This window comes from Streptomyces sp. NPDC060064 (genome assembly GCF_042736455.1).
Lineage (GTDB): Bacteria > Actinomycetota > Actinomycetes > Streptomycetales > Streptomycetaceae > Streptomyces.
The window spans coordinates 89,972-106,771 of the sequence record NZ_JBHWWF010000003.1; the positions used below are offsets into that span (position 1 = coordinate 89,972).

Consider the following 16,800-nt stretch of genomic DNA (forward strand, 5'->3'; position numbering starts at 1 on the left):
CCGCTCAAACCTGCATTCGATCTTGCCCAGCTGGCGGGAAGTGGACTATACCTGTCGGCGTCTGCATAGCCTTGGCACAGTCGCTCGGCGGCGGACACGGGGGACGGGGGATGGCGGATGCCTCAGTACTACACCTGCCGGTATTCCGCCCGTCCCTCATGCCCAACCCTGCACGACCCAAGCGCAACTGACCGCGGTGGCGGGGCCCTTCGCCTAGGCGAATACGAACGGGTGACCGGTACACCGCCTGAGTCCTGGAGAAGGCGAGGACTTGAGCATGGGATCCACCTCCGCCCACAACAATGAGGGCCTTGGCCGTCGCGATCTGATCAAGCGGTCTGCCGCACTCGGCCTGATCGCCGTTCCGACGATGAGCTTCCTGTCCGCCTGTGCGAGCAGCGACAGCGGCGGCGGCAAGAAGGTCGACAAGGGCAAGAAGACTGCCAAGAATCCGCTCAGCGTCAATGAGACGGCTCAGCTCGAGGTCGTCATCTTCGACGGTGGTTTCGGCCAGCAGTACGCCCTGGACGCCGAGAAGAAGTACCAGGAGGCCTTCCCCAAGGCCCCCAAGGTCAAGCACCGCGCGACGCAGAAGATCCAGTCCGAGCTGCAGCCGCGCTTCAACGGTGGAACCCCGCCGGACCTGATCGACAACTCCGGCGCCCAGCAGATGGACATGGGCGTCCTGGTGGGCAAGAAGCAGCTCGCCGACCTCACGCCGCTGCTGGACGCTCCGTCCATCGACGACCCGAACAAGAAGGTGCGCGACACCCTGCGCCCGGGCATCGTCGAGATGGGCCAGTTCGACGGCGACCCGGTCTGGATCCTCTACTACGCCTACACCGTGTACGGCGTGTGGTACTCCCAGACCGCGCTGGAGAAGCTCGACGCCACGTACCCGGAGACCTGGGACGACATGCTCGCCCTGTGCGAGAAGGCGAAGAAGAAGGGCATCGCCGGCTGGACCTACGCGGGCAAGTACCCGTACTACCTGCCGTTCTCGCTGTACCCCTTCATCGCCAAGATCGGTGGCCGCGAGGTCCTCGACGCGATCGACAACCTGGAGCCGAAGGCCTGGGAGCACCCTGCCGTCAAGGCCGCGTTCGAGGCGTACTACGAGCTCTACAAGAAGGGCTACATCCTCAAGGGCACGCCCGGCATCGACCACATCCAGTCCCAGACGGCCTGGACCCAGGGCAAGGCGCTCTTCATCCCCAACGGCTCCTGGGTGGAGAACGAGGCGGCGAAGACCACGCCCAAGGACTTCAAGATGATGGTGGCCGCGCCCTCCAGCCTCGACAAGTCCGACAAGCTGCCGTTCGGCACCATCTGGGCCTCGGGCGGTGAGCCCTTCGTCGTCCCGGCGAAGGCGAAGAACGCCGAGGGTGGCATGGAGCAGCTGCGCATCATGCTCAGCGAGGCCTCGTCGAAGAGCTTCACCCAGCAGGTGAAGTCGCTGACCGCGTTCAACGGCGGCACCGACGGCCTCACCCTGTCGACGGCGATGCAGTCCGGCGTCGACGCGCTGAAGAAGGCGGGTGACAATGTCGTCAACCCGCGTCTTCAGGACTGGTACGTGAAGCTCCAGAAGGAGCAGATCGGCGTCGCCGGTCTCGGCGAGATGATGGCCGGCCGCGCGACCCCCGCGGAAACCATCAAGAAGATCCAGGGCTTCGCCGACGCGGCGGCCAAGGACCAGTCGATCAAGCACTACAAGCACCAGTGAGCAGGCGTCACCAGCGGCGGCACTCGCCGGAAGATCGGGGTCGGTAACCATGCAACACGGCAAGTACCGGTTCATTGTGGGGTTCTTGGCGGCCCCCCTGGCGTTGTACGCAATCTTCGTCATCTGGCCGTTCATCCAGTCCATCTACTACTCGTTCACGGACTGGACAGGCCTGAGCCCGGACTTCAAAATGGTTGGCTTCGACAATTACAGTCGAATGCTGGACGACGACGTCTTCTGGAAGTCGCTGCAGCACAGCCTGTGGTTCGCGCTGCTGCTGCCGCTGGTGACGATCGGCCTTGCGCTGTTCTTCGCCTTTATGCTCAATGTCGGCGGGCGGCGCCGAAAGGGCGCCGCCATCGCCGGTGTGCGCGGTTCGTCCTTCTACAAGATCGCGTACTTCTTCCCGCAGGTGCTGTCGATCGCGATCGTCGCCCTGCTGTTCCAATTCGCGTACAACCCCAACGACGGTGCGATCAACGGGGCGTTGCAGGCCGTCGGCCTCGACGACGTACAGCCGCAGTGGCTGGGCGACCCCGACCTGGCGCTCTGGTGTGTCATGGCGGTCCTGGTGTGGAGCACGGTCGGCTTCTTCGTCGTCCTGTTCTCGGCGGGGATGGCGTCCATCCCCAAGGACTTCTACGAGGCGGCGCTGCTGGACGGCGCGAACCGGTTCACCACCTTCTTCCGTATCACCCTGCCGCTCCTGTGGGACACCGTGCAGTCGGGCTGGGTCTACATGGGAATCCTGGCTCTGGGCGCGGAGTCCTTCGCGGTCGTCCAGATCATGACCGTGGGGCCCGGCGGACCCGACTACTCGACCACGGTTCTCACGCTGTACGTCTACCAGACCGCGTTCCGGGACGGCCAGGCGGCATATGCGACCACGATCGGTGTCGCCCTGCTCGTCGTCACGCTGGCTTTCGCAGCCCTCGTGATGAAGCTGGGCAGGCGTGAGCGGCTGGAGTTCTGATGCTGTGTCTTCCCGGGGGACACCCCCCGGACCCCCGGCAGAAAAGCAGCTCGGTCGCGGTGGCCGGCATGACAGCACGAGGTGAATCCCGGTGAAAACCACTGACGCCCCGCCCGCCGGCGCCTCCCAGGAGCGCCCGGCGGTGGCGAAGACGAACGCTGCGCCCGCCAAGGTGAAGAGCAGTGAGGGCGGTGTCCTCAATCTCTTCTCGCACGGCGTGCTCGTCATCTGGGCGATCATGGTCATCATGCCGCTGCTCTGGTCGGTGATGACCTCCTTCAAGAGCGACAAGGCGATCTTCACCTCGCCGTGGTCACTGCCCGACTCGCTGCACTTCGACAACTGGTCGCGGGCCTGGAGCCAGGCGCACATGAGCGACTACTTCCTCAACACCGTTCTGGTGGTGGGCGGTTCGCTGGTCGGCACCTTGCTGTTCGGCTCGATGGCCGCGTATGTCCTCGCGCGCTTCGACTTCCCGGGAAACCGCTTCATCTACTTCCTCTTCATCGGAGGAATGAGCTTCCCGATCATGCTGGCGCTGGTGCCGCTCTTCTTTGTACTGAACAACATCGCACTGCTGAACACGCTGCACGGCCTGATCCTGGTCTACATCGCGTATTCACTGCCGTTCACGGTGTTCTTCCTGACCGCGTTCTTCCGTACGCTGCCGACCTCAGTGGCCGAGGCGGCCATGATCGACGGGGCCTCGCACACCCGGACCTTCTTCCAGGTCATGCTGCCGATGGCCAGGCCCGGACTGATCAGCGTCGGCATCTTCAACTTCCTCGGGCAGTGGAATCAGTACATGCTTCCGACGGTGCTGAACACCGACCCGGACAAGAAGGTGCTCTCGCAGGGTCTGGTGGAGCTGGCCGTCAGCCAGGGCTACAAGGGCGACTGGTCCGGCCTCTTCGCCGGTCTGGTGATGGCGATGCTGCCGGTGCTCGCGGCGTACATCATCTTCCAGCGGCAGGTGGTGGCGGGCCTGACGGCGGGCGCGGTCAAGTAACGGTCAAGCAATGGCAGCGAATGGCATCCGCGGTCCGCGACGGCGGAGCCCGTATGCCGCGGCCCGGTCCCGGGCAGGGATGCGTCCTCCCGGCCCGGCTTCTGGCGCTCGCCGGTTTCCTTGACTCCACCTTCTGTACGAGAAACATCCGGCCCGGGCTCTCGGGACGGATGTTCCGGGGCTCGGGCCACGGAGCTCCGCCGCTGACGTCATGCGGCGATCTCGACGTGGCTGAAAGTCGCCCATCTGCGGCCGTCTGCTGGTCGGCGCCGTCGCCGTAGTGATCGTCGCCGCGATCGCGGTCGCGTTCGGTGGCCGTGGCTGTGGTCGCCCGCTCCTTGCGGCTGCCGGAGGTCTACACCTGCTGAATCCGCCCCCGCACCCCCTTTCCCTCCGGATTCGCTCCTGCGTGCTCATCCGTGGTTGGCACCACTCAAGGTCTTGACGCGATAAGGCTCGGGAGTTGTGCTTAGGGTTCACAAGTTGGAGAAACGTCGGGCTCGCCGCACGGTGGTCCCGGCCGGGGGCGGTCGTCGTGCCGCCCACCGGGGGCAGGAGTGGATGAGTCGATGGAGACTCCGGGGTCGCAGACATCTCTGCACCGGGCCAACCTCGAGCGGGTCGTGCGTGCCGTACGCATGGCGGGCTCGCTCACGCAGGCGGAGATCGCGAGAGGCACAGGCCTCTCCGCGGCGACGGTCTCCAATATCGTTCGCGAACTGAAAGACGGCGGGACCGTCGAGGTCACACCCACCTCCGCGGGCGGCCGCCGGGCCCGCAGCGTCTCGCTCAGCGGCGACGCGGGCATCGTCATCGGCGTCGACTTCGGGCACACCCATCTGCGGGTCGCCGTCGGCAACCTCGCCCACCAGGTGCTCGCCGAGGAGTCCGAGCCGCTCGACGTGGACGCCTCGTCCGCAGAGGGCTTCGGCCGGGCGGAACAGCTGGTCAACCGGCTGATCGCGGCGACCGGGATCGGCCAGGACAAGGTGATCGGCGTCGGGCTCGGCGTACCCGGGCCGATCGATGTGGAGTCCGGCACCCTCGGCTCCACCTCGATCCTGCCGGGCTGGACCGGCATCAACCCGAGCGAGGAGCTCTCGGGGCGGCTCGGCGTGCCCGTCTACGTCGACAACGACGCGAACCTCGGAGCGCTCGGCGAGCTGGTCTGGGGCAGCGGCCGCGGGGTCCGGGATCTCGCGTACATCAAGGTCGCCAGCGGTGTCGGCGCCGGTCTGGTGATAGACGGCCAGATCTACCGCGGCCCGGGCGGCACGGCCGGCGAGATCGGCCACATCACGCTGGACGAGTCCGGCCCGGTCTGCCGCTGCGGCAACCGCGGCTGCCTGGAGACCTTCGCCGCCGCCCGGTACGTCCTGCCGCTGCTCCAGTCCAGCCACGGGGCCGATCTGACCATGGAGCGCGTGGTCCAGCTGGCCCGCGAGGGCGACCCCGGCTGCCGCCGGGTCATCGCGGACGTCGGCCGCCACATCGGCAGCGGTGTGGCGAACCTCTGCAACCTGCTCAACCCCAGCCGCGTTGTGCTGGGCGGAAATCTTGCCGAAGCGGGAGAATTGGTGCTCGGACCGATTCGAGAGTCGGTCTCCCGATACGCGATTCCCAGCGCGGCACGCCAGTTGTCCGTCCTTCCGGGGGCGCTCGGAGGCCGGGCGGAAGTACTGGGCGCACTGGCCCTCGTGCTCAGCGAAATGGGCGATTCGACCCTTCTGGACAGCTCGCTCCCCGTCGGGGCACCTGCCTTCACTTAGATAATGAATGGCACCGTTGTCATCTCGTTAAGGATTTACTCCTTGACGTCGGCCTAACGGCCGAGTTGACTTCCAGCCACCTCGGCCGCAGCGACGCGGCCTCGTCAGGGAGGTTCCGAAGATGAACATGCGTATGCGTCGTGCCGCCGTAGCCGTAGCCGCGACCACGATGGCCGTGTCCCTCGCCGCTTGTGGCAGCGCCAAGGAGTCGGGCGACAAGACCAAGGAGAGCGGCGCCGCCAAGGGCGACGCGATCACGATCGGTCTGCTCCTGCCGGAGAACCAGACCGCGCGCTACGAGAAGTTCGACAAGCCGCTCATCGAGAAGAAGATCAGCGAGCTGACCAACGGCAAGGCCAAGGTCGTCTACGCGAACGCCAAGCAGGACGCGACGCTGCAGAACCAGCAGGTCGACACGATGATCACCAACAAGGTCGACGCGCTGATCGTCGACTCGGTGGACTCCAAGGCCATAGCCGGCTCGGTCAAGAAGGCCAAGGCCGAAGGCATCCCGGTCGTCGCCTTCGACCGTCTCGCCGAGGGCCCGATCGACGGATACACCTCGTTCGACAACGAGCAGGTCGGCCACGTCCAGGGCAAGGCGCTCCTCGGGGCTCTTGGCGCCAAGGCCAAGGACGGCCAGATCGTGATGATGAACGGCGCGATCACCGACCCGAACGCCGCCCTGTTCAAGAAGGGCGCCAAGGCCGAGCTCAACGGCAAGGTGAACGTCGGCCGCGAGTACGACACCAAGGAATGGAAGCCGGAGAACGCCAACGCCAACATGGAGGCGGCGATCACGGCTCTCGGCAAGGACAAGATCATCGGTGTCTACTCGGCCAACGACGGCATGGCGGGCGGCATCATCACCGCTCTGAAGGCCGCCGGCCTCTCCAAGCTCCCCCCGGTCACCGGCCAGGACGCCGAGCTCGCGGGCGTGCAGCGCATCGTCGCGGGTGAGCAGTTCATGAGCGTCTACAAGCCGTACGCGCCCGAGGCTGCCGCCGCCGCCGAGATGGCCGTCGCGCTCGCCAAGGGCGAGAAGCTCGACTCCATCGCCAAGTCCAAGACGGACAGCCCGACCACCAAGGGCATCCCGGCGGTGCTCGTCCCGGTCGTCTCGCTGACCAAGGACAACATCAAGGACACCGTCGTGAAGGACGGCGTCTACACCGTCGCCGAGATCTGCACCCCGAAGTACAAGGCCGCCTGCGACGCACTCGGTCTGAAGTAAGTCCCCAAGCGTTACGGGACTTACGCACCCACGAAGCCTGCCCGGTGTCCCGCCCCACTCCAGCCCCCGCTATCGGGGCGGGGCACCGGGCAGAAACGCTTCTTCCCTCTGTTCGCTTCTGCTCAACCTCCGCGCCTGTTCCCCCGGCGCGGCATCCCCGCCGGTCAGGCGGCGAAGGAGATGGTTCACGTGTCCGCTACGCCCGTGTTGGCGTTGCGCGGGGTCTCCAAGCGATTCGGTGCCGTTCAGGCGCTCACCGACGTAGAGCTTGAGGTCCACGCCGGTGAAGTGGTCGCCCTGGTGGGCGACAACGGCGCCGGAAAGTCCACGCTGGTCAAGACGATCGCCGGCGTGCATCCCATCGATGAGGGCGTCATCGAGTGGGACGGCAGCACCGTTCAGATCAACAAGCCGCACGACGCCCAGAACCTCGGTATCGCGACCGTCTACCAGGACCTCGCGCTCTGCGACAACATCGACGTCGTCGGCAACCTCTACCTCGGCCGCGAGCTCCGCAAGCGGGGCATCCTCAACGAGGTCGAGATGGAGCGCCGCGCCCGCGAGCTCCTCAACACGCTGTCGATCCGCATCCCCAGCGTGCGTATCCCGATCGCCTCGCTCTCCGGAGGCCAGCGGCAGACCGTGGCCATCGCCCGCTCGATGCTCGGTGAGCCGAAGCTCGTCATCCTCGACGAGCCGACCGCCGCCCTCGGCGTCGAGCAGACCGCGCAGGTCCTCGACCTCGTCGAGCGGCTCCGCGAGCGCGGTCACGCGGTGATCCTCATCAGCCACAACATGGCCGATGTGAAGGCCGTCGCCGACAAGGTGGCAGTGCTGCGCCTCGGCCGTAACAACGGCGTCTTCGAGGTCAAGACCACCTCCCAGGAAGAGATCATCTCCGCCATCACCGGCGCCACGGACAACGCCGTGACCCGTCGTGCGGCGCGCACCACGGAGGTTCAGAAGTGAACACCGAAAAGACCTCCGCCCCCACCGACGCGCCGGTCGTGAACCCGGAGGCCGCCCACGACGCGGTCACCGCGGTCGACCCCCGGCTGCTGGTCCGGGAGCAGGGCTTCGCCGGCTACATCTCGGAGTTCAAGCGCAAGCTTCACGCCGGCGACCTCGGGTCCATCCCCGTCGTCATCGGCCTGATCGTCATCTGCGCGGTCTTCCAGAGCCTGAACTCGAACTTCCTCTCCGCGAAGAACCTCAGCGACATCTCCGTCGCGATGGTCGCCACCGGCATGATGGCCGTCGGCATCATCTTCGTACTGCTGCTCGGTGAGATCGACCTGTCGGTCGGCTCGGTCAGCGGTGTGTCCGGAGCCATCGTCGCCGTACTGAGCGTCACCCACGGGATGAACGAGTGGCTGGCAGTGATCGTCGCGATCGCCAGCGGCGCGGCCATCGGCGCGCTCCACGGCTTCTTCTTCGCCCGGATCGGCGCACCCGCGTTCGCCGTGACACTGGCCGGTCTGCTCTTCTGGCTGGGCTTCATGCTCCAGCTGCTCGGCGACCAGGGCACCATCAACCTGGACGGCGACGGCGTGGTCGGAAAGCTGACCACGTACTACTTCTCGGACGTGGCCGCCGCCTACGGTCTTGCCGCGATCGCAGTGGCCGGGTTCTTCCTGTCGGCATTCGTCGACAACCGCCGCCGTGAGGCCGCAGGCGTCCCGTCCCGGCCGCTCGGCGACATCGTGCTCCGCACGGTGTTGCTCGCGGTGATCGCCTTCGCCGCCGCGGTGATGTTCAACCAGTACCGCGGCCTGCCGCTGGCGCTGGTCCTCTTCCTGGTGGTCCTGGTGCTGACGGACTTCGTGCTCCGCCGCACCACGTACGGCCGCAAGATCTTCGCGCTCGGCGGCAGCGTCGAGGCCTCCCGGCGTGCCGGTATCAACGTCACGGCGGTGCGTATCTCGGTCTTCGCGATCGCGGGCACGTTCGCCGCCATCGGCGGACTGTTCTGGGCCTCCAAGATCGCCGCCGCCAACCAGAGCGCCGGCGCCGGTGATCTCCTGATGAACGTCATCGCGGCGGCCGTCATCGGCGGTACCAGCCTGTTCGGTGGACGCGGCAGGACCTGGAACGCGCTGCTCGGTGTCATGGTGATCGTCTCGATCCAGTACGGACTGTCGCTGCAGGGCATCGCCACCCCGATTCAGTACATGATCACGGGTGGAGTTCTGCTGGCCACCGTGGTGATCGACTCCGTCACCCGGAAGACGCAGAAGTCCGCGGGCCGCGCCTGACCGCGGCTCCGCAGAAGTGCCCGGCACCGTTCGCGGTGCCGGGCACCTCTGTGTGTTCACCCGACTGCGTGATGTACATCGCACCGCCCGGCGACCGGCGTCGCGGACGGAACACTAGACTCGACGGACCGGCAAGCTAGACCGCACAACTGCAAGGAGGCACGGGTGGCGCTGCTGACCCGCATCACGGGACCGCGCGATCTGGATCGGCTCAGCCCGGAGCAGCTGGACCAGCTGGCTGCCGAGATCCGGACCTTCCTCGTGGACGCCGTCTCCAAGACCGGTGGGCACCTCGGTCCCAACCTCGGGGTCGTGGAGCTGACCATCGCTCTGCACCGTGTCTTCGACTCTCCGAAGGACAAGGTTCTCTTCGACACCGGCCACCAGAGCTATGTGCACAAACTGCTCACAGGCCGTCAGGACTTCTCCAAGCTCAAGATGAAGGGCGGCCTTTCCGGCTACCCGGCGCGTGCCGAGTCCGAGCACGACATCATCGAGAACTCCCACGCCTCGACCGTGCTCGGCTGGGCCGACGGCCTCGCCAAGGCCAACGAGGTACTGAAGAAGGACGACCACGTGGTCGCCGTCATCGGCGACGGAGCGCTCACCGGCGGTATGGCCTGGGAGGCGCTGAACAACATCGCGGCCGCCAAGGACCGCCCGCTGGTGATCGTCGTCAACGACAACGAGCGCTCGTACGCCCCCACCATCGGCGGCCTCGCCAACCATCTCGCCACGCTCCGTACGACCGACGGCTACGAGCGTTTCCTGGCCCGCGGCAAGGACATCCTGGAGCGCACCCCCGTCGTCGGGAAGCCGCTCTACGAGACCCTGCACGGCGCCAAGAAGGGCCTCAAGGACTTCATCGCCCCGCAGGGCATGTTCGAGGACCTCGGCCTCAAGTACGTCGGCCCCATCGACGGCCACGACATCGAGGCCCTGGAGTCCGCGCTCGCCCGCGCCAAGCGCTTCGGCGGCCCCGTCATCGTCCACTGCCTCACCGAGAAGGGCCGCGGCTACCAGCCGGCCCTCCAGGACGAGGCGGACCGCTTCCACGCCGTCGGCAAGATCCACCCCGACACCGGACTGCCGATCGCCTCCTCCGGCGTCGACTGGACCTCGGTCTTCGGCGAGGAAATGGTCAAGCTCGGCAAGGAGCGCGCGGACATCGTCGCGATCACGGCGGCGATGCTGCAGCCGGTCGGTCTCGACAAGTTCGCCAAGGCCTTCCCCGACCGGGTCTACGACGTCGGCATCGCCGAGCAGCACGGCGCGGTCTCCGCGGCCGGCCTCGCGACCGGCGGACTGCATCCCGTCTTCGCCGTGTACGCCACCTTCCTCAACCGCGCCTTCGACCAGGTGCTGATGGACGTGGCCCTGCACAAGTGCGGCGTGACGTTCGTACTCGACCGTGCGGGTGTCACCGGCACCGACGGCGCCTCGCACAACGGCATGTGGGACATGTCGATCCTGCAGTGCGTGCCCAGCCTGCGGATCGCGGCTCCGCGCGACGCCGACCAGGTCCGCGCCCAGCTGCGCGAGGCCGTCGAGGTCGACGACGCGCCGACCGTGGTGCGTTTCTCCAAGGGCGCGGTCGGCCCGGCCGTGAAGGCCGTCGGCAAGGTCGGCGGCATGGACGTGCTGCGCCACGCCGACGCGGACCGGCCCGATGTCCTCCTTGTCTCCGTCGGCGCGCTCGCGCCGATGTGCCTGGAGATCGCCGGCCTGCTGGACGCGCAGGGCATCTCGACGACCGTTGTCGACCCGCGCTGGGTCAAGCCGGTCGACGAGGCGCTCGCGCCGCTCGCCGAACAGCACCGCGTCGTCGTCACCGTCGAGGACAACAGCCGGGCCGGCGGCGTCGGTTCAGCGATCGCCCAGGCGCTGCGCGACGCGGGAGTCGACGTACCGCTGCGCGACTTCGGCATCCCGCCGCGCTTCCTCGACCACGCCTCCCGCAAGGAGGTCATGGCGGAGATCGGCCTGACCGCACCGGACATCGCCCGGCAGGTCACCGGTCTCGTCTCCAGGCTGGACGGCCGGTTCGACACCGAGGCGGTCGAGCCCGCCCGCGACTGACCCGTAGCGTCGAAGGGCCGGTTGGTTCACCCTGTATGGGTGGTCCGACCGGCCCATTCGCGTGAAATCCACCCGTACGGAGCCCTCTCGGACCGCTGTTGTCCCAATCATGGCGATCACGACGAGTGCGTGGAGGTACGCCGGTGAGTACGCAGCAGGACACGGGACCAAGCGGAGACGGCCTGTTCCGGACCAAGACGGTCGAACAGTCGATCCGTGATACCGAGGAGCCGGAGCACGCGCTCAAGAAATCCCTCTCCGCGCTGGACCTGACGGTCTTCGGGGTCGGGGTCATCATCGGCACCGGCATCTTCGTGCTCACGGGCAAGGTGGCCAAGGAGACGGCGGGACCCGCGACGGCCCTCGCCTTCGTGGCCGCGGGCATCGTCTGCGCCCTCGCCGCGCTCTGCTACGCCGAGTTCGCATCCACCGTCCCGGTGGCAGGATCGGCCTACACCTTCTCGTACGCCTCGCTCGGCGAACTGGTCGCCTGGACCATCGGCTGGGACCTGGTCCTGGAATTCGCCCTCGGTACCGCCGTGGTCGCGGTCGGCTGGTCGGGCTATGTCCGCTCGCTGATGGACAACGTCGGCTGGCACATGCCCGCCGCGCTCTCCGGGCCCGATGTGGCGGAAGGGTTCGGCTTCGATCTCCTGGCCTTCCTGCTGGTGCTGCTTCTCACGGTCATCCTGGTGCTCGGCATGAAGCTGTCCGCGCGGGTCACGGCGGTCGTGGTCGCCATCAAACTGACCGTGGTCATGATCGTGATCATCGCGGGCGCCTTCTTCATCAAGGCCGACAACTACTCGCCCTTCATCCCCCCGGCCCAGCCACAGGCCGCCGGAGCGGGCTGGGACGCCCCGCTGGTCCAGCTGATCTTCGGTTACCAGCCCACCAACTTCGGCGTCATGGGCATCTTCACCGCCGCATCCGTCGTCTTCTTCGCCTTCATCGGCTTCGACGTGGTGGCCACCGCCGCCGAGGAGACCAAGCTCCCGCAACGGGACATGCCGCGCGGCATCCTCGGTTCGCTCCTGATCTGCACCGTGCTCTATGTCGCCGTGTCGCTGGTGGTCACCGGCATGCAGCACTACACGGAAATGTCGGTGAGCGCTCCGCTCGCCGACGCCTTCAAGGCCGTCGGGCACCCTGTCTACGCCGGAATCATCAGCTTCGGCGCCGCGGTCGGCCTCATCACGGTGTGCATGATTCTGCTGCTCGGTCAGACCCGGGTGTTCTTCGCGATGAGTCGCGACGGACTGCTGCCGCGGTTCTTCTCCGTCACGCACCCGCGCTTCCGCACGCCCTACCGGCCGACCATCCTGCTCGGCGTGATCATCGCGATCATCGCGGGCTTCACCAGCATCAACGAGCTCGCGACGCTGGTGAACATCGGCACGCTCTTCGCGTTCGTCGTCGTGGCCCTCGGCGTGATCGTTCTGCGCCGAACCCGGCCCGAACTGCACCGCGCCTTCCGCACCCCCTGGGTGCCTTTCCTTCCGATCGTCTCGGTGGCCGCCTCGGTCTGGCTGATGCTCAATCTGCCGGCCGAGACCTGGCTGCGGTTCGCCGTCTGGATGGTGCTGGGCTTCCTGGTGTACTTCCTGTACGGCCGCAGCCACAGCCGTCTCGGCAGCCTCGGTCCCGAATCCGAGTACTGAGCGCCTTCTTGCCCGGCTCGGTTCTCCCCGGCCCCGTACGTCCTGCTCCGGCAGTGGCTGCGGGGCCGGACATTGTGCCTTCCCGGGTTTGACGGAGCGTTGCGCTATCTGCGCCTGCCCGGCGGCAGCACGGTCCGTGGGCCCACGCACTCCGCGCCGTACGCCTCAACCCGCCGACACAGCTCCCGGTCGGCCGTGACGACGACACAGGCCCGGTCCGCCTCCCGCTCCGCCACAAGCTCCACGATCCGGTCGTCGCCGCTGCCGGGCGCCGACTCCACCCGCACACCGGGCACTGACTCCACACCCTTGGCGGCGCCCTCCACGACGAGCACCATCTCGACGGGACCGGGCCACCCGGGAATCCCGTCAGCGGCAAGACCGGCGAGCCGGTCCCTGAGCCGCTCGGCCGCCCCGCGCCGGTCCCGCCACCAGCCGTCGGGCACCGAGCCGACCACATTCGCCCCGTCGACGATCACCAGAGTCCGCATATCAGCAGGATGCCAGGCCCCCGGACAGACAGCAGCCCCGGCACCGAACGACGGTGCCGGGGCTGCTGCTTGCTCGGGATCAGGCGTTACGCCGGGACGCTCGCCACGCCCTGCGCCAGGAACGTCTTGCCGTTCACGCGCTCGGAAACACCCTCGCGGTCCAGGTACGGCGTGATGCCGCCCAGGTGGAAGGGCCAGCCGGCGCCCGTGATCAGGCAGAGGTCGATGTCCTGGGCCTCGGCCACGACACCCTCCTCCAGCATCAGACCGATCTCCTGCGCCACCGCGTTCAGTACGCGCTCGCGGGTCTGCTCCTCGGTGAGGACGACATCGCCCTGCTTGAGGAGTGCCGCGACCTCCGGGTCCAGCTCCGGCTTGCCGGAGTCGTAGACGTAGAAGCCGCGCTTGCCCGCCTTCACGACCGCGGCCAGGTTCTCGGAGACCGTGAAGCGCTCCGGGAAGGCGCGGTTGAGGGTCTCGGAGACATGCAGACCGATCGCGGGGCCCACCAGCTCGAGCAGGACCAGCGGCGACATCGGCAGACCCAGCGGCTCGATGGCCTTCTCGGCCACCTCGACCGGAGTGCCCTCGTCGATGACGTTCTGGATCTCGCCCATGAAGCGGGTCAGGATGCGGTTCACGACGAACGCCGGGGCGTCCTTGGTGAGAACCGCGGTCTTCTTCAGCTTCTTAGCGACACCGAAGGCGGTGGCGAGGGCCGCGTCGTCCGTCTTCTCGCCGCGGACGATCTCCAGCAGCGGGAGGATCGCGACCGGGTTGAAGAAGTGGAAGCCGACCACGCGCTCCGGGTGCTGGAGCTTGGACGCCATCTCGGTGACCGACAGCGAGGAGGTGTTGGTGGCGAGGACCGCGTGCGCCGGGGCGACCGCCTCGACCTCCGCGAACACCTGCTGCTTGACGCCGATCTCCTCGAAGACGGCCTCGATGATGAAGTCGGCGTCGGAGAAGCCCTCGGCCTTGTCCAGCACACCGCTGACCAGGCCCTTGAGGCGGTTGGCCTTGTCCTGGTTGATACGGCCCTTGCCGAGCAGCTTCTCGATCTCGGCGTGGACGTAGCCCACACCCTTGTCGACGCGCTCCTGGTCGATGTCGGTCAGCACGACCGGCACCTCGAGGCGGCGCAGGAAGAGCAGGGCCAGCTGCGAGGCCATCAGACCGGCGCCCACGACGCCGACCTTGGTGACCGGGCGGGCCAGGGACTTGTCCGGGGCGCCGGCAGGGCGCTTGCCGCGCTTCTGCACCAGGTTGAAGGCGTAGATGCCGGAGCGCAGCTCGCCACCCATGATCAGGTCCGCGAGCGCGGTGTCCTCGGCGTCGAAGCCGGCCTGCAGGTCACCGTCCTTGGCGGCGGCGATGATGTCCAGCGCGCGGTACGCGGCCGGGGCGGCGCCGTGCACCTTGGAGTCGGCGACGAAGCGGCCGCGCGCCACGGCGTCGTCCCAGGCCTGACCGCGGTCGACCTCGGGCCGCGCGACAACGATCTCGCCCTTGAGCACGGACGCCGTCCAGATCAGCGACTGCTCGAGGAAGTCGGCGCCCTCGAAGATCGCGTCGGCGATCCCGAGCTCGAAGACCTGCTTGCCCTTGAGCTGCTTGTTCTGGTTGAGCGAGTTCTCGATGATGACCGAGACGGCCTTGTCCGCGCCGATCAGGTTCGGCAGCAGTGCGCAGCCGCCCCAGCCCGGGACGAGACCGAGGAAGACCTCGGGCAGCGAGAAGGCGGGGATCGCCTGGGAGACGGTGCGGTACGAGCAGTGCAGACCGACCTCGACACCGCCGCCCATCGCCGCGCCGTTGTAGTACGCGAAGGTGGGGACGGCCAGCGCCGAGAGGCGCTTGAAGACGTCGTGGCCGCCCTTGCCGATGGCAAGGGCGTCGGAGTGCTGCTTGAGCAGCTCGACGCCCTTGAGGTCGGCGCCGACCGCGAAGATGAACGGCTTGCCGGTGATACCGACGCCGACGATCGCGCCCTCGGCCGCCTCCTTCTCGACCTGGTCGACGGCGGCGTTCAGGTTCGCCAGCGACTGGGGGCCGAAGGTGGTCGGCTTGGTGTGGTCCAGGCCGTTGTCCAGCGTGATGAGGGCGAACGTGCCCGCGCCGGCCGGGAGGTCGAGGTGGCGTACGTGCGCCTGCGTGACGACCTCGTCGGGGAAGAGCTCGGCGGCGCCCTTCAGGAGTTCGGTGGTGCTCACTTGGTGCCTCCGTCGAAGTGCGGGTTCTCCCAGATGACCGTCGCGCCCATGCCGAAGCCGACGCACATGGTGGTCAGGCCGTAGCGGACGTGCGGCTGCTCCTCGAACTGGCGGGCCAGCTGCGTCATCAGGCGGACACCGGAGGAGGCCAGCGGGTGGCCGTACGCGATGGCACCGCCGTACTGGTTGACGCGCGCGTCGTCGTCCGCGATGCCGTAGTGCTCGAGGAAGGCCAGCACCTGGACGGCGAAGGCCTCGTTGATCTCGAACAGGCCGATGTCGTCGATCGACAGACCCGCCTTGGCGAGGGCCTTCTCGGTCGACGGGATCGGACCGTAGCCCATGACCTCGGGCTCGACACCGGCGTACGCGAACGACACGAGCCGCATCTTGACCGGCAGGCCCAGCTCGCGCGCGACGTCCTCGGAGGCGAGGAGGGAGGCGGTGGCGCCGTCGTTGAGACCGGCGGCGTTACCGGCGGTGACCCGGCCGTGGGCGCGGAAGGGGGTCTTCAGGCCCGCGAGCGACTCCAGGGTCGTGCCCGGACGCATCGGCTCGTCGGCCGTGGCCAGGCCCCAACCGGTCTCGCCCGCTTCCGCGTTGGTGCGACGTACGGAGACCGGCACCAGGTCCTGCTGGATCTTGCCGTTGGCGTACGCCTTCGCGGCCTTCTCCTGCGAGCGCACGGCGTACTCGTCGGTGCGCTGCTTGGTGATGGTCGGGTAGCGGTCGTGCAGGTTCTCGGCGGTCATACCCATGAAGAGGGCGGACTCGTCGACGAGCTTCTCGCTCACGAACCGCGGGTTCGGGTCGACGCCCTCGCCCATGGGGTGACGGCCCATGTGCTCGACACCGCCGGCGATCACGACGTCGTACGCGCCGAAGGCGATGGAGCCGGCGGTCGTCGTCACGGCGGTCATCGCGCCCGCGCACATGCGGTCGATGGAGTAGCCGGGGACGGACTGCGGCAGACCCGCGAGGATGCCGGCGGTGCGGCCGAGGGTGAGGCCCTGGTCACCGATCTGCGTGGTCGCGGCGATCGCGACTTCGTCGATCTTGGCGGGGTCGAGGTCCGGGTTGCGGCGCAGCAGCTCCCGGATCGCCTTCACGACGAGATCATCGGCCCGGGTCTCGTGGTAAATGCCCTTCGGGCCCGCCTTGCCGAACGGGGTGCGGACGCCGTCGACGAAGACGACGTCCCTGACGGTACGAGGCACGATGGCTCTCCTCCAGGGTGCGGGGTGGCACTGCTGCGGGCACGCGCCTAAGCGCGCGCTTCCTCCGCTCATGCTACTTGCGGGTAACCACCCTGCCCACCCCCTGCGCCGGGAGCGGCGAACGTCACACGGGGTTCGGGGGCGCGGTGCGCCTGCGGAGGGCTGTTCCCCAC

General features: G+C 67.7%; 12 protein-coding genes. 9 read left to right on the forward strand and 3 right to left on the reverse strand.

Annotated features, from left to right (window positions below):
- Positions 1–277 precede the first annotated feature (277 nt).
- The 9 genes from ngcE (at position 278) to ACFWDI_RS04710 (ending at position 12,706) form a co-directional block, all read left to right on the forward strand.
- Positions 278–1,726, forward strand: a complete 1,449-nt coding sequence (ngcE, locus tag ACFWDI_RS04670; protein WP_385301319.1) for an N-acetylglucosamine/diacetylchitobiose ABC transporter substrate-binding protein — start codon at positions 278–280, stop codon at positions 1,724–1,726.
- A 49-nt stretch (positions 1,727–1,775) separates the two neighbouring features.
- Positions 1,776–2,699, forward strand: coding sequence for a carbohydrate ABC transporter permease (locus tag ACFWDI_RS04675; protein ID WP_385301320.1), 924 nt, complete (start codon positions 1,776–1,778; stop codon positions 2,697–2,699).
- Between the two features lie 91 nt (positions 2,700–2,790).
- Positions 2,791–3,708 (forward strand): carbohydrate ABC transporter permease, encoded by a 918-nt coding sequence (locus ACFWDI_RS04680; RefSeq protein WP_385301321.1) that lies wholly within the window; start codon positions 2,791–2,793, stop codon positions 3,706–3,708.
- Between the two features lie 569 nt (positions 3,709–4,277).
- The gene (locus ACFWDI_RS04685) at positions 4,278–5,477 is read left to right on the forward strand and encodes an ROK family protein (protein ID WP_385301322.1); all 1,200 of its coding nucleotides are present in this window, start codon (positions 4,278–4,280) and stop codon (positions 5,475–5,477) included.
- Positions 5,478–5,598: 121 nt separating this feature from the next.
- Complete coding sequence (locus ACFWDI_RS04690) at positions 5,599–6,711, forward strand: substrate-binding domain-containing protein (protein WP_385301323.1); 1,113 nt, start codon at positions 5,599–5,601, stop codon at positions 6,709–6,711.
- 180 nt (positions 6,712–6,891) lie between these two features.
- A complete protein-coding gene (locus ACFWDI_RS04695) occupies positions 6,892–7,680 on the forward strand; it encodes an ATP-binding cassette domain-containing protein (protein WP_327326654.1) in 789 nt (262 codons plus the stop codon).
- Positions 7,677–8,966: a sugar ABC transporter permease gene (locus tag ACFWDI_RS04700; RefSeq protein ID WP_385301325.1), complete on the forward strand. Its 1,290-nt coding sequence runs from the start codon at positions 7,677–7,679 to the stop codon at positions 8,964–8,966. The genes ACFWDI_RS04695 and ACFWDI_RS04700 overlap by 4 nt, the downstream gene beginning before the upstream one ends.
- 165 nt (positions 8,967–9,131) lie before the next feature.
- The gene (gene dxs, locus ACFWDI_RS04705; RefSeq protein ID WP_385301326.1) at positions 9,132–11,045 is read left to right on the forward strand and encodes a 1-deoxy-D-xylulose-5-phosphate synthase; all 1,914 of its coding nucleotides are present in this window, start codon (positions 9,132–9,134) and stop codon (positions 11,043–11,045) included.
- Between the two features lie 143 nt (positions 11,046–11,188).
- The gene (locus ACFWDI_RS04710) at positions 11,189–12,706 is read left to right on the forward strand and encodes an amino acid permease (protein ID WP_385301328.1); all 1,518 of its coding nucleotides are present in this window, start codon (positions 11,189–11,191) and stop codon (positions 12,704–12,706) included.
- 104 nt (positions 12,707–12,810) lie between these two features.
- Here the strand turns inward: ACFWDI_RS04710 and ACFWDI_RS04715 are convergent, their stop codons facing one another.
- The 3 genes from ACFWDI_RS04715 to ACFWDI_RS04725 form a co-directional block, all read right to left on the reverse strand.
- The gene (locus ACFWDI_RS04715; RefSeq protein ID WP_385301330.1) at positions 12,811–13,197 is read right to left on the reverse strand and encodes an NTP pyrophosphohydrolase; all 387 of its coding nucleotides are present in this window, start codon (positions 13,195–13,197) and stop codon (positions 12,811–12,813) included.
- A gap of 86 nt (positions 13,198–13,283) precedes the next feature.
- A complete protein-coding gene (locus ACFWDI_RS04720) occupies positions 13,284–15,410 on the reverse strand; it encodes a 3-hydroxyacyl-CoA dehydrogenase NAD-binding domain-containing protein (protein ID WP_385301331.1) in 2,127 nt (708 codons plus the stop codon).
- Positions 15,407–16,627, reverse strand: coding sequence for an acetyl-CoA C-acyltransferase (locus tag ACFWDI_RS04725; protein ID WP_327326660.1), 1,221 nt, complete (start codon positions 16,625–16,627; stop codon positions 15,407–15,409). The genes ACFWDI_RS04720 and ACFWDI_RS04725 overlap by 4 nt, the downstream gene beginning before the upstream one ends.
- Positions 16,628–16,800: the final 173 nt, after the last annotated feature.